General features: G+C 64.5%; 18 protein-coding genes. 8 read left to right on the top strand and 10 right to left on the bottom strand.

What is annotated here, in order from left to right; genetic code table 11:
- Positions 1-15: 15 nt before the first annotated feature.
- The 3 genes from Q8L25_RS11750 to Q8L25_RS11740 all read left to right on the top strand — a co-directional run bounded on the left by Q8L25_RS11750 (position 16) and on the right by Q8L25_RS11740 (position 2,960).
- Entirely contained in the window at positions 16-1,887 is a 1,872-nt protein-coding gene (locus Q8L25_RS11750) for a peptidase M61 (protein ID WP_308924987.1), read from the top strand.
- Between the two features lie 63 nt (positions 1,888-1,950).
- Positions 1,951-2,586 carry a glutathione binding-like protein gene (locus tag Q8L25_RS11745; protein WP_308924986.1) on the top strand — a complete coding sequence of 212 codons (636 nt, stop codon included), beginning with the start codon at positions 1,951-1,953 and terminating at the stop codon, positions 2,584-2,586.
- 23 nt (positions 2,587-2,609) lie between these two features.
- Complete coding sequence (locus Q8L25_RS11740) at positions 2,610-2,960, top strand: hypothetical protein (protein WP_065310711.1); 351 nt, start codon at positions 2,610-2,612, stop codon at positions 2,958-2,960.
- Between the two features lie 51 nt (positions 2,961-3,011).
- Here the strand turns inward: Q8L25_RS11740 and Q8L25_RS11735 are convergent, their stop codons facing one another.
- From Q8L25_RS11735 to imuA, 3 genes are all read right to left on the bottom strand, one after another.
- Positions 3,012-3,785, bottom strand: coding sequence for an alpha/beta hydrolase (locus Q8L25_RS11735; RefSeq protein WP_308924985.1), 774 nt, complete (start codon positions 3,783-3,785; stop codon positions 3,012-3,014).
- Positions 3,786-4,129: 344 nt separating this feature from the next.
- Positions 4,130-5,626, bottom strand: coding sequence for a DNA polymerase Y family protein (locus Q8L25_RS11730; protein ID WP_308924984.1), 1,497 nt, complete (start codon positions 5,624-5,626; stop codon positions 4,130-4,132).
- The gene (gene imuA, locus Q8L25_RS11725) at positions 5,556-6,266 is read right to left on the bottom strand and encodes a translesion DNA synthesis-associated protein ImuA (protein ID WP_308924983.1); all 711 of its coding nucleotides are present in this window, start codon (positions 6,264-6,266) and stop codon (positions 5,556-5,558) included. Before imuA ends, Q8L25_RS11730 begins: the two co-directional genes overlap by 71 nt.
- A gap of 214 nt (positions 6,267-6,480) precedes the next feature.
- Here imuA and Q8L25_RS11720 point away from each other — a divergent pair, with 214 nt between their 5' ends.
- A complete protein-coding gene (locus Q8L25_RS11720) occupies positions 6,481-7,746 on the top strand; it encodes a putative Na+/H+ antiporter (RefSeq protein WP_308924982.1) in 1,266 nt (421 codons plus the stop codon).
- A 3-nt stretch (positions 7,747-7,749) separates the two neighbouring features.
- Here Q8L25_RS11720 and Q8L25_RS11715 read toward each other — a convergent pair whose 3' ends face one another.
- Entirely contained in the window at positions 7,750-8,895 is a 1,146-nt protein-coding gene (locus Q8L25_RS11715; RefSeq protein ID WP_308924981.1) for a PHB depolymerase family esterase, read from the bottom strand.
- Positions 8,896-9,075: 180 nt separating this feature from the next.
- Here Q8L25_RS11715 and Q8L25_RS11710 point away from each other — a divergent pair, with 180 nt between their 5' ends.
- The gene (locus Q8L25_RS11710) at positions 9,076-9,711 is read left to right on the top strand and encodes a PRC-barrel domain-containing protein (RefSeq protein WP_308924980.1); all 636 of its coding nucleotides are present in this window, start codon (positions 9,076-9,078) and stop codon (positions 9,709-9,711) included.
- A gap of 141 nt (positions 9,712-9,852) precedes the next feature.
- Here the strand turns inward: Q8L25_RS11710 and hrpA are convergent, their stop codons facing one another.
- Positions 9,853-13,965 carry an ATP-dependent RNA helicase HrpA gene (hrpA, locus tag Q8L25_RS11705; RefSeq protein WP_308924979.1) on the bottom strand — a complete coding sequence of 1,371 codons (4,113 nt, stop codon included), beginning with the start codon at positions 13,963-13,965 and terminating at the stop codon, positions 9,853-9,855.
- A 56-nt stretch (positions 13,966-14,021) separates the two neighbouring features.
- On the opposite strand from hrpA, the gene argA reads away from it, so the two are divergent.
- The gene (argA, locus tag Q8L25_RS11700; protein WP_308924978.1) at positions 14,022-15,332 is read left to right on the top strand and encodes an amino-acid N-acetyltransferase; all 1,311 of its coding nucleotides are present in this window, start codon (positions 14,022-14,024) and stop codon (positions 15,330-15,332) included.
- 113 nt (positions 15,333-15,445) lie between these two features.
- Here the strand turns inward: argA and kdsB are convergent, their stop codons facing one another.
- The gene (kdsB, locus tag Q8L25_RS11695) at positions 15,446-16,738 is read right to left on the bottom strand and encodes a 3-deoxy-manno-octulosonate cytidylyltransferase (RefSeq protein ID WP_308924977.1); all 1,293 of its coding nucleotides are present in this window, start codon (positions 16,736-16,738) and stop codon (positions 15,446-15,448) included.
- Complete coding sequence (gene kdsA, locus Q8L25_RS11690; RefSeq protein ID WP_308924976.1) at positions 16,738-17,583, bottom strand: 3-deoxy-8-phosphooctulonate synthase; 846 nt, start codon at positions 17,581-17,583, stop codon at positions 16,738-16,740. The genes kdsB and kdsA overlap by 1 nt, the downstream gene beginning before the upstream one ends.
- 228 nt (positions 17,584-17,811) lie before the next feature.
- Here kdsA and Q8L25_RS11685 point away from each other — a divergent pair, with 228 nt between their 5' ends.
- Positions 17,812-18,084 carry an oxidative damage protection protein gene (locus Q8L25_RS11685; protein WP_065310347.1) on the top strand — a complete coding sequence of 91 codons (273 nt, stop codon included), beginning with the start codon at positions 17,812-17,814 and terminating at the stop codon, positions 18,082-18,084.
- A gap of 182 nt (positions 18,085-18,266) precedes the next feature.
- Positions 18,267-18,800, top strand: a complete 534-nt coding sequence (locus tag Q8L25_RS11680; RefSeq protein WP_308924975.1) for a DUF6622 family protein — start codon at positions 18,267-18,269, stop codon at positions 18,798-18,800.
- On the opposite strand, the gene Q8L25_RS11675 is transcribed toward Q8L25_RS11680, so the two are convergent.
- From Q8L25_RS11675 to Q8L25_RS11665, 3 genes are read right to left on the bottom strand one after another with little or no spacing between them, the layout of a single operon-like run.
- Entirely contained in the window at positions 18,773-19,378 is a 606-nt protein-coding gene (locus Q8L25_RS11675) for a TetR family transcriptional regulator C-terminal domain-containing protein (protein ID WP_308924974.1), read from the bottom strand. The genes Q8L25_RS11680 and Q8L25_RS11675 overlap by 28 nt on opposite strands.
- 10 nt (positions 19,379-19,388) lie before the next feature.
- Entirely contained in the window at positions 19,389-20,261 is an 873-nt protein-coding gene (locus tag Q8L25_RS11670) for an MBL fold metallo-hydrolase (protein ID WP_308924973.1), read from the bottom strand.
- Between the two features lie 9 nt (positions 20,262-20,270).
- A complete protein-coding gene (locus Q8L25_RS11665; protein WP_308924972.1) occupies positions 20,271-21,023 on the bottom strand; it encodes an SDR family oxidoreductase in 753 nt (250 codons plus the stop codon).
- Between the last annotated feature and the right edge of the window lie 5 nt (positions 21,024-21,028).

The raw sequence follows: 21,028 nt of genomic DNA, 5'->3' as shown, positions 1-21,028 counted from the left end.
TGACTATCTGCCTCCATGCCTCTTTCTCCCCGCCCCTTGCTTGCCCTGCTGTTAACGGTTGCCTGCCATGCGCAAGCCGCCGAACCCATCGTGCTCAATGTCGACGCCAGCAATGTGGCGCAGCAGATTTTCCAGATCCAGGCGTCGATACCCGCCGCCCCCGGCGAGCTGACCCTGCTCTATCCGCAATGGATACCGGGCAACCACGGCCCCAGTGGCCCGCTCAATCAACTGGCCGGCCTGCGCCTGTCGGCCAACGGCCAGCCACTGGAGTGGCGGCGCGACCCGGTCAACATGTTCGCCTTTCACGTCACCGTGCCGGCCGGCGCATCGATGGTGGAAGCGCGCTACCAGTTCCTGTCGCCGGTCGAGGCGAACCAGGGCCGCATCACCATGACCCGTGACATGCTGGGCGTGCAGTGGCAGGCCATGACCCTGTACCCGGCAGGCAAGCCCACGCGCGAGATCAGCGTGCAGCCCAATCTGACCTTGCCGGCCGGCTGGCAGTTCGGCAGCGCGCTGGCCGTGCAAAGCCAGGCGGCCACGCCACAAGGCCAGCAGGTGGCGTTCAAGCCGCTGGACCTGGAAACCCTGGTCGACTCGCCCCTGTTCGCCGGCCGCCATTTCAAGCGCATCGACCTCGATCCGGGCGCCCGGTTCCCGGTGCACCTGAACCTGGTGGCCGACAACGCCGACAGCCTGGAAGCGACGCCGGAACAGATCGCGCCGCACCGCGCGCTGATGCAGCAGGCGTATAAATTGTTCGCTTCGCGCCATTACAAACACTACGATTTCCTGCTGGCGCAAAGCGATGAATTCGGCGGCATCGGCCGCGAGCACCAGCAGTCGAGCGAGAACGGCGTCAAGCCCGGCTACTTCAGCGACTGGGACAAGAATGCGCCGGGCCGCGTGCTGCTGCCGCATGAACTGACGCACTCGTGGAACGGCAAGTTCCGCCGCCCGGCAGGCCAGGACACGCCGGACTTCAACACGCCGCTGCAAAACAGCCTGCTGTGGGTCTACGAAGGCCAGACCCAGTACTGGGGCAATGTGCTGGCGGCCCGTTCCGGCCTGGTCGAGCCGGCCCACATGCGCGACCTGTTCGCCGCCACCGCCGCGCGCTATGACGTGGCGCCGGGGCGCAGCTGGCGCAGCATGGGCGACACCACCAACGATCCCATCATCAATGGCCGCCGCCCGCAGGGCTGGAGCAGCTGGCAGCGCGATGAGGATTACTACATGGAGGGCGCGCTGGTCTGGCTCGACGTCGACACCCTGATCCGCGAACTGTCGCGCGAGCGCCGTTCGCTGGACGACTTCGCGCGCGCCTTTTTTGGCGTCAACGACGGCAGCACCACGCCGCTGCCCTACACTTTCGAGGATGTGGTGGCGGCCTTGAATAAAGTTCAGCCCCATGACTGGGCCACCTTTTTGCGCAACCGGGTGGAAGGCCATGGCCCCGGCGCGCCGCTCGACGGCCTGGCGCGCGCCGGCTGGAAGCTGGTCTACCGCGACACCCCCACGGCTTTCCTGAAGGCCGATGAAGAGCGTGGCAAAAGCACCGACCTGACGTATTCGCTGGGCGTGGTGATCGACAAGGATGGCAAGCTGGGCCGGCTGCTGTGGGACGGCCCCGCCTTCAAGGCCGGCCTGTCGGGCAACACGACCTTGCTGGCCGTCAATGGCACGGCCTACACGCCCAAGCTGCTGAAAGCGGCCATCAAGGCCGCCAAGGGTGGCAGCGAACCGATCAACTTGCTGGTGAAAAAGGGCAAGCAGTTCCAGACCGTGGCGCTCGACTATCACGGCGGCCTGAAATATCCGCAACTGGAACGCATTGCCGGCACGCCGGATCGCCTGGGCACCATCCTGCAAGCGTTGAAATAAGGCTAACGCGCGCTGGTGCGCGCGCTGCCGTTTTAAGATGGCGCAGTATTCCACCAAGGAGAAATGATGATCACGCTGTATACCTGGACCACGCCCAACGGCCGCAAGCCCACCATCCTGCTCGAGGAATTGAGCATTCCCTACCGCATCGAGGCGGTCAATATCGGCGAGCGCCAGCAATTCACGCCGGAGTTCCTGGCCATCTCGCCCAACAACAAGATCCCCGCCATCGTCGACGAGGATGCCGAGGGCGGCGCGCTGCCGCTGTTTGAAAGCGCGGCCATCCTGATTTACCTGGCGGAAAAACACCAGCGTTTCCTGGCGCCGTCGGGCCCTGCCCGCTACAAGGCCCTGGAATGGCTGAGCTGGCAAATCGGCGGCCTGGGCCCGATGCTGGGCCAGCTGGGCTACTTCGAGCGCGCCGAGGAAAAATCGGAACAAGCGTTAAAACGTTTCCGCGAAGAAGCCGAAAGATTGCTCAACGTAATGGAAAAACAGCTGACCACCGCGCCCTATCTGGCCGGCAGCGAGTACACGATTGCCGATATCGCCGCCTACCCGTGGGTGCGCGCCGCCGAGGAACGCCTCAAGGGTGCGCTGGGCACGCAAATCGAAACGAGCCCGGCGCTGCAGCGCTGGCTGACACTGGTCGGCGAACGCCCGGCCGTGCAGCGCGGCATGGCCTTGCCCAAAGTCTGATTGTTTTGGTGTATGCTGACACCATGAACAATGACACCGACATCCAGCTCAGCGGCCCTTTCAAGGCCACCGACGGCTCCGGCCGTGCCCACGACATCAAGGCCATCCGCATCTTCGACGAAGGCTACGGCATCATCGACGTGTATGTCGATTTTTCCGCCCCGCTCGAAGCGGGTGCTTATAAAGACAAGACCCTGGTCGGCCATATCCTGGCGCGCCTGCGCAGCCTCGGCTACGTCGGCCCCGACTTCGGCCATGGCGACCTGGGCCTGCAAGACAAGAAACTGATCGTGCTCGAAGCACCGGAAGAGTTTTCCGCCTTTGCCGCAAGTAAAGGCTGGAAAGATCTGTCGGCCGAATTCGACGACGAGTAAGTTTTTACCTCTCCACTACGCCGCACCCGCTATATGCCGGTGCGGCGTTTGTCATGGCGTTTCAGGCTGCGCCAGATAGCGCGCGCTCCAGGCCGCGATCACATTGGCGACATAGGCCGCATCGTCGCGCCCGGTGAGCAGATGGTCGGCGTCGTCGAGCGAGACAAAGCTTTTCGGATGTTTCGCGGCCGTGAAAATATCCATCGCGTTCGACAGGCTGACGGTGGTGTCGTTCGGCGCATGCATCACCAGCAAGGCGCGGCGCAGGCCGGCGATGCATTCCTTCAGGCTGTGGCTGCCCGCATCGTCGATGAATTGCTGGCGGATGCGAAACGGCCGCCCTTGCAGCTGCACCAGCGCTTCGCCATCGGCGGCGATCTGGTCCAGGTGGGCGCTGAACATGCGCGTCACGTAGGCGGGCGTGCTCGGTGCCGCCAGGGTCACCACGGCCGTGGCTTCCGGCACTTGCGCGGCGGCGGCCAGCACGGCCGCGCCACCCAGGCTATGCCCGATCAGCAATTGCGGCGCAGCATGCTTTGCGCGCAAGAAATCGGCGGCGGCCACCAGATCATCGACGTTCGAGGAAAAATTGGTGGCGGCAAATTCGCCTTCGCTGGCGCCCAGCCCTGTAAAATCGAAGCGCAGCACGGCGATACCGTGTTCGGTCAAGCCTTGCGCGATACGCCGCGCGGCCAGCACATCCTTGCCGCAGGTAAAACAGTGGGCAAACAGCGCATGAGCGCGAATCGCGCCATCGGGCGCATCGAGCCGCGCCGCCAGCAGATGGCCATGCGCGCCGGGGAAGTCTTGCCGGGTGGATTTCATAAAGTGCTCATCAAAAACTGCCGCATATACCGCATATGCCAAGAGATGGAACATTGTAGCGCTACTGAAGCAAGCATGTTTTTGACCACAAGCACGCCAGCAAAACGTGTTAAACCCCAGTCGCCCGCACAGGCTTCCCGGGCCAAGCGGGCCTGAAAAATGTCGAGGGCAAGGCGCAGCGACGAAGACAGTACGCATGTACGGCGAGGAGCTGCAACGCCGCCATCGGCGTTTTCTCAGGGCCGCGTCTCCGCCCGCCATTTTTAAGCTTTCAGGCCTTACTCTTTCCATGCACTGAACAGTTTAAAGGCATCAGGTTTCCCGAGGTTGAGGTGATATGCAATTCAACTGAACAATCCATGTAAATACCACCTCGGCGCCTCGTCCGCGCTGCCGGCGATGCGTTCCCGATAGACCCAGTAATGGGCATGGTCGCTGCCCTCGGCAATGAAATAATCGCGCGCCTGCGACTGGCCCCACCAGCCGGCTTCGATGCGTTCGGCCACCGACACCATCCTTAATGGCGAACCATAAAACGGCCGGTGTTCGCGCATCAAGAGGGCGATCGGCTGGGCCAGCAGCCAGCCAGGGCGCGGCATGCCGGGCAGGCCAGGCGGCAAATCGGGCACGGCGCTGTTGGCCGGCGCCCTGGCCGGCAGAGGCAGCCAGCGGTTGGCCGCTTCGGGCCGGTAGTCGGCTTGCGGCACGGCCTGCAAGACATTCTCCACACCCAGGCGCGCCACCAGCAATTCCATCAAGCGCTGGCGTTCCTGCGGCGTGCCGCCCGGCTCGGGAAACAGGCTGTCGCTGGGCGGCACCATCGCCTGCACTTGCGGCGCGGACAAGCGCAAGCCGATCACGGGCGCGTCCAGCGTCACTTGCGCCAGCCGCTCGCGCAGCAAGCGCACCAGATGCTCGTCGCGCCAGACGGCCTCGCCCAGCGCCAGCGCCAGCACGGTGGGCGGCTTCGCCACCCTGCCCCTTTCGTGGATCAGCAGCAATTCGATACGCGCGACGGCCAGTTGATGCGCGCACAGCCAGCCCGTCATTTGCTGCAGCAGGCGGCGCGCGCCGAACAGCAGCGCGTCGGCGTGCTCGACCCGGTCGAACAATTCCAGCGAGGCGCAAAAGCTGGGCGGCGCGGCCAGCCAGACGAACAATTCCGTGCTGTGGCCGTGGGCGTCGTCGAGCATGTCGAGCAAGGGCCGCCCGCAGCGGCGCTGCAGGCCGGGACGCGGCAAACGGCGCATTTGCCCCAGGGTCATGCAGCCGATGCCGTCGAACCAGTCGCCAAAGGGACGCGCCGGCGGCAGCAAGGCGCAGGGCAGCCGGTCCAGGCGCCGCACCAGGCTGGCCATGCCCAGCGCGCGTCCCGATTTTGCGCCCGCCTTTGCAACGCCTTGCGCCAGCAGCCAGGCGCCGCGCGCCGTCGGCGCACACGACAGCACAGCCGTGTAGCCCAGCGCGCGCAGGCTCGCTTCGATGCTGCGGCACAGCGCGCGCACGCCGCCGAACAGGCGCAGGCTGGCGCCCGCGTCGACCAGCAACGTCGCTTCCTCGGCCTGCGCCACCTGTGGCGAATATTGCAGCAGCGCCAGCGCCACTTCCTGCAGCGCCCGCGCTTCCCGTTCAGGCGAGCGTTCATGCACGCGCGCATGCGGCGCCAGCATCAGGGCGCCGGCGCGGCGCATGCCCGGCTTGATGCCGGCCGCGCGCGCCAGCGGCGACAGGGCAATCACTTGTTCGTGCTCCAGCACGACGCACAAGGTGTCAGCCGACCAGTTCGGCAAGAACACGTCGAGCGGGAGCCGGGGCAGGCAAAGGCCGATCCAGAGGCGCATGGCGCTGCAGTAAAGAAGGAGGTTGCAGGGGCAGGAACAGCGGCGCATCGCGCTGCGGTCCCCGGCGTTTGACAAAGCCGATATCGATGCCGCCGGCGGCCGGCCGCACCGACAGGCGCAGCGGCGCAGGCGACGCATCCTGCGCGCCATGCAGCGGGCGCAGCATGAAAAACAGGGTATTGCCGCCCTGCGCCGCCAGGTGCAGCCGGCGCAGGCTGTCGGCGCGTACCTGGCTTTGCCAGAACAGCAGCGCGCCGCAACTGCCGCTGCGCAAGATGTTTTCCGCCGCCCACAAGGCATCCTTGCTGCCGGCGCTACGCAGCCACAGCAGTTGAGACGGATGCAAGCCTTGAGCGGCCAGCGCCAGCGCCTGCGGCGGATGGGGTGGCTGCAGCAGCACGATGGGCAAGCCCTGCAATTGCGCCAGCGCCGGCGCCAGCAGCCGCAACTCGCCGCTGCCGGCCTGCTGCACCAGCAGGTCGACCAGGCTGCCCGTGGGCCAGCCGCCGCCCGGCAGCTGTGCCGACAAGGCGGCAAAGCCGGTGTCGATGCAGCGCACGGCGCCCTGCCCCAGCTGCGAGGCGCGCCACAAGGACGGGTGCAAGGCTTCCGGCGAGGCCATCAGTTCGGAATGTTGCATGAAGTGCCCATGTAAAATACTGTACATATATACAGTACTATTCACCAGCGATTTTGGCAAGGATTATCTGTCTGTCCATGCCTTGCACGCCGCGCCACGGACCGCTTCGCGGTGCCGAAAAACACTGTTATTGATCACGATTGCTGTACCATAAGCACTCTCCTTACCGGCCAGCATGACAGCGCCGGTTTCTTATTCTTCAAGGACATCCCATTTGACCACCATACAATTGATCAGCGCCGTCATCTTCGGCCTCGCCCTCGTCCACACCTTTGCCGCCAAGTCGTTTGAAGTGCTGGCCCACCGCCACCCGCGCCATGCCGGCGTGTTTCATCTGCTGGGCGAGGTGGAAGTCGTGTTCGGTTTCTGGGCGTTTATCCTGATCATCGCCATGGCCTTCGTTTCCGGCGGCGACGCGGCGATCAGCTATGCCGAGTCGCGCCATTACACGGAACCGCTGTTTGTCTTTGTCGTCATGGTGGTGGCCGCTTCGCGCCCCGTGCTCGACGCCGTGCAGCGCCTGCTCAAAGGCGTGGCGCGCGCCATGCCGCTGCGTACCGAACTGGCGCTGGCCTGGCTGGGTCTGGCGCTGGTGCCGCTGACGGGGTCCCTGATCACCGAACCGGCCGCCATGACCCTGGCCGCGCTGATGCTGGCGCCGCAGATCTTTCGCCCCGGCATACCCGAATGGCTGAAATATGGCGCGCTGGGCGTGCTGTTCGTCAACGTTTCCATCGGTGGCATGCTGACCTCGTATGCGGCGCCGCCGGTGCTGATGGTGGCGGCCACCTGGAACTGGGACAGCGCCTTCATGGCCAGCCATTTCGGCTGGAAGGCGGCGATTGCCGTGCTGGTCAACGCCACCGCCGCCTGCCTGCTGTTGCGCAAATATTTGCACAGCAATACCGCCGACATCAAGCCGAAACCGGGCGCCGTCGAGCCGCCCAAAGTACCGCTGGCCATCAGCCTGGTGCACCTGGCCGTGCTGGCCGGCGTGGTGGCGCTGGCCCATCACCCGGTCTTGTTCCTGGGCTTGTTCCTGTTCTTCCTCGGCTTCGTGCAGGCCTATGAACGCCATCAAAGCCCCTTGATCCTGAAGGAAGGCTTGCTGGTCGGCTTCTTTTTGGCGGGGCTGGTGGTGCTGGGCGGCATGCAGCAATGGTGGTTGCAGCCGATAGTATCGAGCCTGAAACCGCTGGCGCTGTTCTTCGGCGCGCTGGGCCTGACCGCCATTACCGACAATGCCGCCCTGACCTATCTCGGTTCGCTGATCGTCGGCATGAGCGAGGAAGCGAAATACATGCTGGTGGCGGGCGCGGTGGCCGGCGGCGGCCTGACCGTGATCGCCAATGCGCCCAACCCGGCCGGCGTGGCCCTGCTGCGGCGCGGCTTCAACAATGAATCGATCGGCGCGCTGGGCCTGCTGGCCGGCGCCCTGCTGCCCACTGCCGTGGCGGCGCTGGCCTTCCTGCTGCTGTAGCGTCTACAAGCGCCGCTGCTGGCGCGCGAAAAAGTCCAGCAGCATCTTGCTGGCGTCCGGCCCCGCCTTGGCATTGAACGGCAGGCTGGCGTCGCCACCGCTCCAGGCGTGCTCCAGCTGCTCGATCTGCGCCACGCGCAGCAGCAACTCCCCTGCCACCTGATAATCATGCAGGGCATAGCCATGTGCGGGATTGCGGCCGCCCGTGGCGCCTGGCGGCCAGCGCTCGGCCGTCACCACGGTGTCGAACGGCATGCGGTTGATGCGTATGCTCTGGCGCACCAATTGCGTCTGGTTAATGGGACGCACCACGCTATCCTGCTGGCCCTGCAGCAAAATGGTCGGCAGGCGCGGAAACATGGGCTGGCGCGCCAGCACTTCATCGATGGCGCTGTCGACCCGGCTGGCCGCCCCATGCTGCATCACGTGCATGGCGCCGATCAGGCTGTGGCCGGCGCCAAACATGGGCCCCGAATGCAGGCCGACGGCGGCAAACAGCTGCGGATGGTTCAAGGCCACGATATGGGCCATGCCGGCGCCGGCGGAAATGCCGCAGATATAAATGCGCGAGCGGTCGATGGGATAGCGCGCCGCCACCTGGGCGATGGCGCCGACGATCAGGCCGACGTCGCCGCCGCCCTCCTGGGTCAGCTTTTCATACCATTTCCAGCAGCGCCGCGCATGCGAGCGCAGCGACTGCTGCGGATACAGTACCGCATAGCCCTTGCGCTCGGCCAGGCGGTTCATGCGCGAGCCTTCGGCAAACTGGGTGGCGCTCTGTTCGCAGCCGTGCAGCATCACCAGCAGCGGCCGGCCCCGGCTGCGCATGGCCACGTTGGGCGCTTTATCAGGCAGATACAGATAATACGGCAGGCGCCGGCCCGGCAACTGTCCCCGCTCCACCAGCGGCGCATACTGCGAGGCCAGCCATTTGCCCGGCGCGGGCGCGGCCTTCTTGCGCACGCGCGGCGGCGCCAGCGGATCGGGGCCGGCCGGCGCGGCCCTGGCCACCGGTTTGCGGCGGGGCTTGGAAGCGGGCTTGGCCGCAGGTGGACCGAACAGCACCTTGGCCAGCTTGGTGGCCGTACGCTGCTGCACCTTGCCGGCACGCAGCAAGCCGCGCAACCACGTGGTGGCGGGTTTAACCATGATTGCAGAGCCTCCTGATTGGACACCATAGAGTACCGCACTTGCCGCACGACACCGTACGATCCGGCGCTTTTAAAAGTTCCCCTGACACAATTGAGATAGCTCAAGCGCCGCCAGGGCGCCATGCCTACTCTGGACGCTCACCGCGCACTTCCATCCCCTTTGACTGGAGAAAACACCATGAGCTATCTGGACCGCGACATGCTGGGCATGTACCGCAACGACACCGGACCCGGCCCCGCACTGATGGGCGCCGACACCCTGATCGGCGACGATGTCTACAACCACGACGACGAACAACTGGGCGACATCAAGGAAATCATGCTCGACATGCGCAGCGGCCGGATCGCCTATGCCGTGCTGTCCTTCGGCGGCGTGCTGGGCCTGGGCGAAAAGCTGTTCGCCGTGCCGTGGGAAAAGCTGGCCCTGGACACCGTCAACAAGCGTTTCCTGCTGGATGTGGACAAGGATCAATTGAAAAGCGCCCCCGGCTTCGACAAGGACAACTGGCCCGACATGGCCAGCGAAGCGTGGAATGACCAGATGAACCAGTTCTACGGCACCAGTTCGCGCTATGGCACCGGCGACATGAACACCATGGGCAGCCTGGCCGGTAGCCGCATGCCCTCCGGCAGCGACCTGCGCGGCGGCGCCAGCCTGCAATCGGGCACCGGCGGCAGCATGTCGGGCTCGTCGATGAGCGGCAGCCGGGCCGGGACCGGGACCGGGACCGCAAGCGGGAGCGGCAGCTTGCAAGACGACCTGGGCTCGCGCTCGTCGTTGAGCGACGATGACGAGATGAACCGGCGGAGTTGATCTAGCCGCAGGGGGCGCGTAGGTCGGATTAGCGAGGCTTTGCCTCGCGTAATCCGACAACATTGTTGACGTTACGGTGGTGTCGGATTACGGCGCCTTGCGCCTCGGCGGCCCCGCCTAATCCGACCTGCGTGACGTCGTCTATCGCTGCATTGATTCCCAAACTTTTTGTAAACGTTTGGCCGACACCGGCATCGGCGTCCTCAGCTCCTGCGCAAACAGCGACACGCGCAGTTCTTCCAGCATCCAGCGGAAATCGACCAGTTTCGGGTCGGTATTCTTGCCGGCCTGGCGGTCTTTCGCCTGGCGCAGATACGGCGCGGCGGCCGATTGCCATTCGGCCATGAGCTTGGTGTCGCGCGCGGGGTCGGCGCGCAGTTTTTCCAGCCGCACGTTGATCGCCTTCAAGTAGCGGGGGAAGTGCGACAGCTGGGTGTACTCGTTTTCGGTGAGAAAACGTTTGTGCACCAGGCCTTGCAGCTGGGCCTGGATATCGGTGGCGGCCGGCGCCGGAATATTCTGCAGGCGCTTGGGCAGTCCGTGGAATTCCGTCAGCACCTGCGACAGCAGGCGGGCGATTTCATTCACCAGGAGCACCAGGCGCGACTTGCCTTCCATCTGGCGCTTGGCGAACGAGGCGGCGTCCAGCGGCAGCGGGTCTTGCAGGCAGGCGATGTCGATCGCCTTGTTGATGATCTGCTCGCGCAATTCCTCTTGCGACCCCAGCGCCATGAACTGCATGCCCATCTGCTGCAGGCCGGGAATGCTTTTTTCGACGAACTTGATCTGCTCCTTCATCTGCAGCGCGAACAGCCGGCGCAGGCCGGTGCGGTGCGTGCGCGCCGCCACGGTCGGGTCGTCAAACACTTCCAGGTCGCAATGCGTGCCCTTGTCGACCAGCGCGGGGAAGCCGATCAGGGTCAGCTTGCCCTGCACGATTTCGAGCAGCTCCGGCAGTTCGCCAAAGGTCCAGCCCGTCAAACCCATATGCTGGGCAACGCTATTGCCGGCTGGCGCAGCAGCCTTGGCCGGCGCATTGCCCGCCTTGGCCGGCGCCGCCTGCGCCTGTGACTGCAAGCGCGCGGCAACCTGGCTGCCCGCCACCTTCGCGCCCGGCGTGCCGGCACCCGACACCCCCGACACCTCGGCCAGCTTCTGGAAACTCTGGCGCGCCTGGCCGCCGAATTCGGCTTGCAGGGTGGCCAGGTTGCGGCCCATGTCGAGCTGGCGGCCATGCTCGTCGATCACCTTGAAATTCATGAAGTGATGGGCCGGCAGGGTTTCCGGCTTGAAGTCGGTGGTCAGCACATTGATGGTGATCTGCGTGCGGATGTCCAGAATGATGGCGTCGACCAGGTCCCCGCGGCCGAACACGCCCGCTTCATGCACGCGCTCGCAGAACTTGGCCGCATAGTCGGGCAGCGGCACGCAGTGGCGGCGCAGCTTTTGCGGCAGGGATTTCAGCAGCAGATGGACTTTTTCCTTCAGCATGCCCGGCACCAGCCATTCGCAGCGCTCGCGCGGCAACTGGTTCAGCGCATACAGCGGCACGGATAACGTCACGCCGTCGCGCAGGCTGCCCGGCTCGAAGTGGTAGGTCAACCCCATTTCCAGGCCCGTCACCGACATGGTTTTCGGGAACAGGTCGGTCGTCACGCCGGCCGCCTCGTGGCGCATCAGCTCTTCGCGGTTCAGGTACAGCAGCTTCGGGTTCTCGCGCGTGGCTTCCTTGTGCCACTTCTCGAAACCGGCGCCATTGCACACGTCGGCCGGCAGCAGCTGGTCGTAGAAGGCCGCGATCAGTTCATCGTCGACCAGCACGTCCAGCCGGCGCGATTTGTGTTCGAGGTTTTCGATGTCCTTGATCAGCTTGTGGTTGTGCGCAAAGAACGGCGCGCGCGTGTCGAAGTCGCCGCCCACCAATGCGTCGCGAATAAAAATCTCGCGCGCTTCCGGCAAATTGAAATTGCCGTAATTGATGCGGCGCTGGCTGTACACCACCAGGCCGTACAGCGTGGCCCGTTCCGATGCGGTGACCTGCGCCGAACGTTTTTCCCAGCGCGGCTCGCCCCACGATTTTTTCAGCAGGTGCACGCCGACTTTTTCCAGCCACTCGGGCTCGATCCTGGCCACGCAGCGCGCATACAATCGCGTGGTGTCGACCAGTTCGGCCGCCATGATCCACTTGCCCGGCTTTTTCAGCAGCGACGAACCTGGCCAGATATGGAACTTGATGCCGCGCGCGCCCAGGTAGCCCGCGCCCGGCTCGTCCTCGCCCTTGAAGCCGATATTACCCAGCAAACCGGTCAGCAGCGCCATATGCAGGTTGTCGTAGGTGGCCGGCGCTTCGTTCAAACGCCAGCCCTGCTCCTTGACAATGGTCAGCAGCTGCGAATGGACGTCGCGCCATTCGCGCAGGCGCATCTGCGACAAAAAGTTGGTGCGGCAATTGTCCTGCAGCTGGCGGTTGGTTTTCTTGTGCTCGATGGCGGACTCGAACCAGCGCCAGATCTTCAGGTAGCTCAAAAACTCCGATTTTTCATCGGCAAACTTCTTGTGCGCTTCATCGGCTGCCTGCTGGTGCTCCATCGGCCGGTCGCGCGGGTCCTGCACCGACAGGGCGGAAGCGACGATCAAGACTTCCGTCAGACAGGCGTTGTCCAGCGCGGCAAGGATCATGCGGCCCACGCGCGGATCGAGCGGCAGCTTGGCCAGCTTGTTGCCCAGCGGCGTGAGCTGGTTGACCTCGTCGACGGCGCCCAGTTCCTGCAGCAGCTGGTAGCCATCGGCGATCGCGCGCGCCAGTGGCGGTTCGATAAACGGGAAGGTTTCCACGTCCGTCAGGTGCAATGACTTCATGCGCAGGATGACGGCCGCCAGGGACGAGCGCAGGATTTCCGGCTCCGTGAATTTCGGACGCAGCAGATAGTCCTGCTCTTCGTACAGGCGGATGCAGACGCCGTCGGCCACGCGGCCGCAACGGCCGGCGCGCTGGTTGGCGGCCGACTGCGCGATCGGCTCGACCTGCAACTGTTCGACTTTATTGCGGTAGCTGTAGCGCTTCACACGCGCCAGGCCGGCATCGACCACATAGCGGATGCCGGGCACGGTCAGCGAGGTTTCCGCCACGTTGGTGGCCAGCACGATGCGGCGCGCATTGCTGGTCTTGAAGACGCGCTCCTGCTCTTCGGCCGACAGGCGGGCGAACAGCGGCAAAATCTCCACGTGCGGCGGATGGTGCTTGCGCAGCGCTTCGGCGCAGTCGCGGATCTCGCGCTCGCCCGGCAGGAACACCAGCACGTCGCCCGAGCCGATGCGGCACAGCTCTTCCACGCCATCGACGACGGCGTCCATCAGGTCGCGCTTTTCGCGCGCGGCGGCAGTCCTCTGGCCAGGTTTGTCGGGATTGGCCGCACCCGGCATCGCCACCTGTTCGCGTTCGACCGGACGATAGCGCACTTCCACCTGGTACAGGCGGCCCGACACTTCGATCACGGGCGCCGGCTTTTCAGGCGTGCCGAAATGGCGCGCAAAGCGCTCGGCGTCGATGGTGGCCGAGGTGATAATGATTTTCAGATCGGGCCGGCGCGGCAGCAGCTGCTTCAGGTAGCCGAGCAGGAAATCGATGTTCAGGCTGCGTTCGTGCGCCTCATCGATGATGATGGTGTCGTAGTTTTTCAGCAGCGGGTCGGTCTGCGTCTCGGCCAGCAGGATGCCGTCCGTCATCAGCTTGACCGAGGCACCCTTCGTCAGGGTATCGGCAAAGCGGACTTTAAAACCGACGGTGACACCGAGCGGTGTGCCCAGTTCCTGCGCGATGCGCTTGGCGGTCGACGAGGCGGCGATACGGCGCGGCTGGGTGTGGCCGATCAGGCCCTTCTGGCCGCGTCCCAGTTCCAGGCAGATCTTCGGCAGCTGGGTGGTCTTGCCGGAACCCGTTTCGCCCGACACGATGATGACCTGGTTGTCCAGCAGGGCCTTGGCGATTTCGGCGCGCCGGCCCGACACCGGCAAGTCTTCCGGATACGTGATCGGAGGCAGCGGATTGCGGAACGCTTTTTCCGCCTCACGCGCGGCGCGGGCGGCGTCACGCTGTTGCTGCTGTTGCTGCTGTTCTTCCGTACGCGGCTTTTGCGGCTTCTGTGGCCTTTGCTGGCCGACGGGCGGACGCTGGCGCGCAGCGCGATCGGGTGCATTCGCTGGCACATTTGCAACAGTGAAAGGAGGGGAAGACTTATCGCTGGCTGAAGACATTGTTTTTTACAGGTATTTTGAGCGCGCACATCGCGCAGCGAATTATAATGCGCTTAATGGAAAACCCTACCCAATTCGTCCAATGGCTGCGCTCCGTCGCGCCTTACATCCACGCCTTTCGCGGCAAGACCTTCGTGGTCGCCTTCCCCGGTGAACTCGTCAGCGCCGGGGCGCTGCAGGTGCTGGCCCATGATTTATCGCTGCTGCATGCGCTCGATATCAATGTGACCGTGGTCTATGGTTCGCGCCCGCAGGTGGCCGAACAGCTGGCCCTGCGTAACGTCGAAGGCCGCTTTCACAATGGCGTGCGGATTACCGACATCGCCGCGCTCGAATGCGCGAAGGAAGCGGCCGGCGAATTGCGCCTCGATATCGAGGCCGCGTTCAGCCAGGGCTTGCCGAACACGCCGATGTCGAACGCGGCGATCCGTATTATTTCAGGTAACTTCATCACGGCGCGCCCGCTGGGCGTGATCGATGGCGTGGACCTGGAACTGACCGGCATCACGCGCAAGGTCGACGCCGAAACCATCCACTCCATCCTCGGTTCCGATGGCCTGGTGCTGCTGTCGCCGCTGGGCTTTTCGCCGACCGGCGAAGCGTTCAACCTGACCATGGAAGACGTGGCCTGCAGCGCGGCGATCGCCCTGCATGCCGACAAGCTGATCTTCATTACCGAAACGCCGATGATGGCCGATGCCACCGGCGTGGAAATCCGCGAGCTGTCGTCGCACCAGGCCGAGGCCGTGCTGATGGCGGGCTTTTTGCCGGACGCCACCGCGTTCTACCTGAAACACTGCGTCAAGGCCTGCCACAACGGCGTGGACCGCTCGCACATCGTGCCGTTCTCGATGGACGGTTCGGCCCTGCTGGAATTGTTTACCCACGATGGCGTGGGCACCATGATCAGCCATGAAAACCTGGAAAGCCTGCGCCAGGCCACCATCGAGGACGTGGGCGGCATCATCAAGCTGATCGAGCCGATGGAAGCGGACGGCACCCTGGTCAAGCGGGGCCGCGAGCTGATCGAACGCGAAATCGATTATTTCTCCGTCATCGAGCACGATGGCGTGATCTTCGGCTGCGCCGCGCTGTACCCGTTCCCGGCCGAGAAGATGGCGGAAATGGCCTGCCTGATCGTCAACCCCGAAGTGCAGACCCAGGGCGATGGCGAGCGCATCTTGAAGCACATGGAAAACCGCGCGCGCGCCGCCGGGCTGACCAAGCTGTTCGTGCTGACCACGCGCACTTCGCACTGGTTCAAGAAACGGGGCTTCCTGCCGGCCACCGTGGACGATTTGCCGAAGGACCGCCAGCATATGTATAACTGGCAGCGCAAGTCGCAGGTGTTGATCAAGACGTTGTAAATACCATCAGGAGCAAGGCCTCTCCACAAGCAGACCAGCGGAGGACATTACAACCCCAGTCGCCCGCACAGGCTTCCCGGGCCAAGCTCGCGTCTCCGGCCCGCTGTTCAATGTTATTGCACCACCCGGCCCATCACCGTGGAAAAACCCTCGGCCGAACCGAATACATGCTCCTTGCCCTGCGCAACCAGAATGGCGTCAGCCAGTTCACGGAAAGCCCCCTTGCCTCCCTCCTTGACCAGCACGGCGCTGGCGCGCGCCTGTACGTAGACGGGGGCGTCGGCCACCGCATACGACAGGCCGCAGGCGGCAAACGCGGGCAGGTCGATGCTGTCGTCGCCGATACAGACGGTTTCATTGACGCCAACTCCAGCCTGTTCCATCAGCTCGCGGCAGGCGCCATGCTTATCCTTCACGCCGAACTGGTACAGGGTGATGCCAAGATCCGCCACCCGCTTGCGCAGGGTCGGAGAATCGCGGCCCGACAGCACCGCCACGCGCACGCCGTTTTCTTCCAGCAGGCGCATGCCCAGGCCGTCGCGCACATGGAAGCGCTTCAGGCATTCGCCGGTGGCGTCATAATAAATGCCGCCATCGGTCAGCACCCCATCGACATCGGTAATCACCAGTTTGATCTCGGCCAGGGTCGGCAGGGATGCAGGTGTTTCACCGGCCATCAGCGCACGCACGCGCGCCAGGCATTCGTGCGTATCGACCCCGGGCCCGGAAGGCGCCACCTGGAACGCACGGATGCGCAGTCCCGCCGCCAGCAAACGCAGTTGCTCCAGCTTTTCGGCCTGCTCCAGCATCGCCGCCGGCAAGGCAGAATACGCGGCCAGCACGTCGCGCCGGTAGGCATATACGCCCACATGCTTCAGGTAACTGGCCGGCGCATCGTCGCGCGCGAATGGAATCGCGGCGCGGCTGAAATACAGGGCGTCGCCATTGGCGGCCAACACCACCTTGACCGTATTCGGGTTGCGCGCTTCCTGTGCATCGATGGCGTGGCACAAGGTTCCCACCTGCACCGCGCTGTCCACCCGCATGCCTTCGGCCAGCAAGGCGATATCCGCCGGGCGCACCAAAGGTTCGTCGCCCTGCAGGTTGATATAGATGTCGGCGTCCACCGTCCGCATCACCTCGGCCAGGCGGTCGGTGCCCGATGGATGGTCTGGCGAGGTCATCACGCAGCGCCCGCCAAAGCCGCGCACGGCGTCAGCCACGCGCTGGTCGTCGGTGGCGATCACCACCGTGTCCACGCCGGGCACTTCCAGCGCCCGTTCATACACATGTTGCACCATCGGTTTGCCGAGGATATCAAGCAGCGGCTTGCCGGGCAGGCGCGTGGAGGCGTAGCGGGCCGGAATGACGATGGCCAGGCGCGGGTTCAATTTACCGTTTTCCATTAATTGATATTCAGCGCAGGGAAGGATTTCACCAGGTCGTCCAGCGCCTTCAATTGCGTCAGGAACGGTTCCAGTTTATCGAGCGGCAAGGCGCTGGGACCATCGCAGCGCGCGTTGTCCGGGTCCGGATGGGCTTCCAGGAACAGGCCGCCGATGCCGACGGCCAGGCCGGCGCGGGCCAGGTCCGCCACTTGCTGGCGGCGGCCACCGGAGGCGGCGCCACCGGGATCGCGCTGCTGCAAGGCGTGGGTGACATCAAAAATGATGGGCAAATCGTTGCAGGTCTGTTTCATCACGCCAAAGCCCAGCATGTCGACCACCAGGTTGTCGTAGCCCAGGCAGGTGCCGCGATCGCACAGGATCAGCTGTTCATTGCCCGCCTCCTTGAATTTTTCGACAATATTGGCCATCTGGCCAGGACTGAGGAATTGCGGCTTCTTGATATTGATCACCTTGCCGGTCTTGGCCAGGGCCACCACCAGGTCGGTCTGGCGCGCCAAAAAAGCGGGCAGTTGCAATACGTCGACCACTTCGGCGACCTGCTGGGCCTGCCATGGTTCATGCACGTCGGTAATGATGGGCACGCCAAACGCGGCCTTGACGTCCTGGAAAATGCGCATGCCCTCTTCCAGGCCCGGGCCACGGTAGGAGTGGATCGACGAGCGGTTGGCCTTGTCGAAGCTGGCCTTGAAAATATAGGGAATGCCCAGTTTTTGCGTGACGCGCACATATTCTTCGCAGGCGCGCAGGGCGAGATCGCGCGATTCGAGCACGTTGATGCCGCCAAACAGCACAAACTTGCCTTCATTGCTGACGCTGATATCGTTGACTTTGACCGAGACCATAGGGGATTCCATTCTTGTTGGGCGGGCGGGCCGCGTGGTTGAGGCAATACTGGCGCAAGATCGCACTTGCGCGACAACACATCTTACTAGCTGGGGCGGCGCAGATCAAATTTGATCTGGCGCAAGGGCGCGTCACAAGCCGCGCGGCCGGCCGAGCATGGCTGCCGGTAGCGCCGCGCAAAGTGCCTTATAATCACGCTTTATCTTTACACCGATTCAGGAGCACAGATGGCCCGCACTATCCATTGCGTCAAACTCAACAAGGAAGCCGAAGGACTGGACTTCCCGCCGTACCCGGGCGAACTGGGCAAGAAAATTTACGAATCGGTGTCGAAAGAAGCCTGGGCCGCCTGGCTCAAGCACCAGACCATGCTGGTCAACGAGAACCGCTTGAACCTGGCCGACGCGCGCGCCCGCAAATACCTGGCCACGCAGATGGAAAAGCATTTCTTCGGCGATGGAGCCGATGCCGCCATGGGCTACGTGCCACCGACGGAATAAGTTGCATCCCTGCCCGCGACCATGTCACGGGCAGGTTTTCGTCTTCGTTTCACACCGCAGTTTCACGCCATCCTCAGCCGTTTTCACGGCCTTCCGTCTTCGTTTCGTCGCAGTCCGCTCGCCGTCCACGCCGTCGGCAGGCACAGTACATCCATCGACAACGACTTTCCAAGGCGGACACCATGCAACAGCTCTTCAGCCACACTCCCCTCTACGTCTGGGCCATCCTGGCTTTTCTCGTGTACCGCGGCGTGCTGGCCAGCCGTGCCCGTGAAGTGACCTTGCGCAAGCTGTGCATTATTCCGCTGGTGATGCTGGCCCTGTCGCTGTCCGGCGTGCATGGCAGCTTCGGTTTTGACGGCGTGGCGCCATTTGCTTGGGCGGCCGGTGCGCTGGCCGGCGGCCTGCTCGCCTGGTCGCTGACCAATCCGCGCAAGCTGGCGGCGTTCCCCGAGCGCGGCACGATGCAGCTGGCCGGCAGCTGGCTGCCCCTGATGCTGATGATGAGTATCTTTTGCATGAAATATGCGGTGGCGGTCAGCCTGGCGATCCATCCCGCTTACGCGCATGCGACAGGTTTTGTGCTGTTCGTGTGCGCCGCCTACGGCTGCTTCAGCGGTATCTTTTTGGGCGGCCTGCTGCGCACCCTGGCCGTGTATCGCCAGGCGCAGGGCCAGCCATGGCTGCGTCAGGATCCGGCGCCATCGGCCAAATGACGCAGCAGCAGTTGTTCGAACGCCTGCTGCGCCTGCGACACGCTGCCGCTGCGCTCAAGCAGGCGCATGTCGTGCTGCACCGCCAGCAGCAAGCCGTAGATCTCGAACACCATCTGCCCCTTGTCGGCACTGGCGGCCAGCTGGCCCAGTTCCACCGCCTGCGCCACGCTTTGCTCGAACAGCGCGCGCCAGGCCAGCACGCCGCTGGTCAGTTCATGGCGCAGCGGACCGGGACGGTCGTCGTATTCGGCGGCGCAACTGATATAGAAACAGCCGGCCGGCCGCGGTTCGCCGATATGCGCCAGGCTCGATGAAAACAGCGCGCGCAGGCGCGGCAAACCCTGGCGCGCGGCCAGCGCCGGCTGCAGCACGCGGCGCTGGAACTGCCCATGGTAGTTTTGCAGCACCGCCATCTGCAGGGTGCTGCGCGAGCCGAAGCGGGTAAACACGCCGCTCTTGCTCATCTTCATGGCGTCGGCCAGCGGCCCCAGCGACAAGGCCTCCAGCCCTTCCTGGCTGGCCAGCGCCAGCGCCGTCTCGACGATGGCGGCGCGGGTGGCGTCCGATTTGCGTTCCATCTTGGGCCTATCAGGCGCTCAAGCGCATGGCCCAGGCCTGCTGCGCGCGGTGCAGGGCCGGCGAAGTCTCCAGGCTGGCGCGCGCGTCGATCACATGTGGTTCGACCGTGTTGAAGTCGAACATGCCATAGTGGTGCGCCACCATCACGGGTATCGGCACCTCGCGGCACAGGGCGATCGCTTCGTCCAAGGTGAAATTGCCGGGCACGCCATTGCCGCTGCGGTCCAGGTCGCGCCCGTTCACCGGCAACAGCGCCACCTGCGGCGCCAACTCCGCCAAGGTGGCCGCCAGCGCCGGATACGGTATGCAGTCGCCCGAGTGGTACAGGCGCACGCCTGCCACATCGATCACATAGCCTAGCCATTCGTGCTGGTGCTGTGCATCGATGGTCAGGGTTTCATGCGCCGACGGCACCGGGCGCACGCGAAAGCCGGGCAGGGGTTCGACGCTGTCGCCGGCATTGACAGCAATCAAACGGCGGTCCGGCACGCCGCAGCGCTTGCGCGCCTCGTCGATGGACGCGGCCGGCACCACGAACGGCAGGCGCGGGAAACGCACGGCCAGCGCCTGCAGGGTGTCCGGGTCCATATGGTCGGTATGGCGGTGCGTGCACAGCACCAGGTCGAGCCGCAGCAGGTCGTCGGGGACGATGGGCGCGGCCATCATGCGCCGGTGCGGAAACGCCGTACCCGCATATTTGCGCGCCAGCGAATCCGACAGATACGGGTCCAGCAGCACCCGGTAGCCGGGCAGGTCGATGATAAAGCCGGCCTGGCCCAGCCAGTACAGCACCACTTCGCCCGGCGCGGGCGCGGCCGCCGGATCTTCCAGCCGCTGGGCCAGCGGTTCGCTGTAGCGCTCGATGCGCACTTGCGGTGTCATGGTTGCTCCTTAACCGCTGTGGTAGCCGCCATCGACCGGCAAGGTGACGCCGGTAACAAAGGCGGCCGCAGGTGAACACAGGAAAATCACGGCGCCGACAATATCGTCGGTCGTGCCCCAGCGCTTCAGTGCCGAGCGTTCGGCGATGCGCGCCTCGGCCACCGGGTCCTCCCACAATTCGCGCGTCATGTCGGTGCGGTGATAGCCGGGCGCCACCGCATTGATGCGCACGCCGGAGGCGCCATAGCGGTGCGCCAGCGCCCGCGTCAGGCCGACGATGCCGGTCTTGCTGGCGGTATAGGAAGGCACGGCGGCGTCGGCAAGGTAGCTGAGCATGGAGGCCACATTGACCACCGCGCCGCGCGCCGCCTCCAGCTGCGGCATGGCGGCCATCGCCAGGCGGAACGGGCTGGTGAGATTCACGTCCAGCACATCGAGAAAGGTCTCGTCCTCCCACTCGGCGCCGGGACGGGCGATGCCCTGCGCATTGACCAGCACATCGATGGCTGGCAGCGCCGCCATGAAGGTTTTGATCGCTTCATGGTTGCGGCTGTCGAGCACGGCGAAACGGATGCCGGCATTGGCCGGGTCGTCCTGCGCCGCCGCATTCTTCGCGGCCGAGGTGCCGGTGCCGATCACCTGTGCGCCCAGCGCCGCGAAACCGCGCGCCATCGCCATGCCCAGGCCGCCGGAAGCGCCGGCGACAATCACGGTCTTGCCTTCAAACAGGCGCTTGTCGAAACTGTGGGTAATTGCGTTCATCAGGT

The sequence above is a fragment of the Janthinobacterium sp. J1-1 genome (assembly GCF_030944405.1).
GTDB lineage: Bacteria > Pseudomonadota > Gammaproteobacteria > Burkholderiales > Burkholderiaceae_D > Janthinobacterium.
This window is presented reverse-complemented; position numbering and strand designations above follow the sequence as displayed.

Bases quoted from the DNA above. Each gene is read 5' to 3' on its own strand.
- Q8L25_RS11750 (WP_308924987.1), top strand. From the start codon at position 16: ATGCCTCTTTCTCCCCGCCCCTTGCTTGCCCTGCTGTTAACGGTTGCC.
- Q8L25_RS11745 (WP_308924986.1), top strand. From the start codon at position 1,951: ATGATGATCACGCTGTATACCTGGACCACGCCCAACGGCCGCAAGCCC.
- Q8L25_RS11740 (WP_065310711.1), top strand. From the start codon at position 2,610: ATGAACAATGACACCGACATCCAGCTCAGCGGCCCTTTCAAGGCCACC.
- Q8L25_RS11735 (WP_308924985.1), bottom strand. From the start codon at position 3,785: ATGAAATCCACCCGGCAAGACTTCCCCGGCGCGCATGGCCATCTGCTG.
- Q8L25_RS11730 (WP_308924984.1), bottom strand. From the start codon at position 5,626: ATGCGCCTCTGGATCGGCCTTTGCCTGCCCCGGCTCCCGCTCGACGTG.
- imuA (WP_308924983.1), bottom strand. From the start codon at position 6,266: ATGCAACATTCCGAACTGATGGCCTCGCCGGAAGCCTTGCACCCGTCC.
- Q8L25_RS11715 (WP_308924981.1), bottom strand. From the start codon at position 8,895: ATGGTTAAACCCGCCACCACGTGGTTGCGCGGCTTGCTGCGTGCCGGC.
- Q8L25_RS11710 (WP_308924980.1), top strand. From the start codon at position 9,076: ATGAGCTATCTGGACCGCGACATGCTGGGCATGTACCGCAACGACACC.
- hrpA (WP_308924979.1), bottom strand. From the start codon at position 13,965: ATGTCTTCAGCCAGCGATAAGTCTTCCCCTCCTTTCACTGTTGCAAAT.
- argA (WP_308924978.1), top strand. From the start codon at position 14,022: ATGGAAAACCCTACCCAATTCGTCCAATGGCTGCGCTCCGTCGCGCCT.
- kdsB (WP_308924977.1), bottom strand. From the start codon at position 16,738: ATGGAAAACGGTAAATTGAACCCGCGCCTGGCCATCGTCATTCCGGCC.
- kdsA (WP_308924976.1), bottom strand. From the start codon at position 17,583: ATGGTCTCGGTCAAAGTCAACGATATCAGCGTCAGCAATGAAGGCAAG.
- Q8L25_RS11685 (WP_065310347.1), top strand. From the start codon at position 17,812: ATGGCCCGCACTATCCATTGCGTCAAACTCAACAAGGAAGCCGAAGGA.
- Q8L25_RS11680 (WP_308924975.1), top strand. From the start codon at position 18,267: ATGCAACAGCTCTTCAGCCACACTCCCCTCTACGTCTGGGCCATCCTG.
- Q8L25_RS11675 (WP_308924974.1), bottom strand. From the start codon at position 19,378: ATGGAACGCAAATCGGACGCCACCCGCGCCGCCATCGTCGAGACGGCG.
- Q8L25_RS11670 (WP_308924973.1), bottom strand. From the start codon at position 20,261: ATGACACCGCAAGTGCGCATCGAGCGCTACAGCGAACCGCTGGCCCAG.
- Q8L25_RS11665 (WP_308924972.1), bottom strand. From the start codon at position 21,023: ATGAACGCAATTACCCACAGTTTCGACAAGCGCCTGTTTGAAGGCAAG.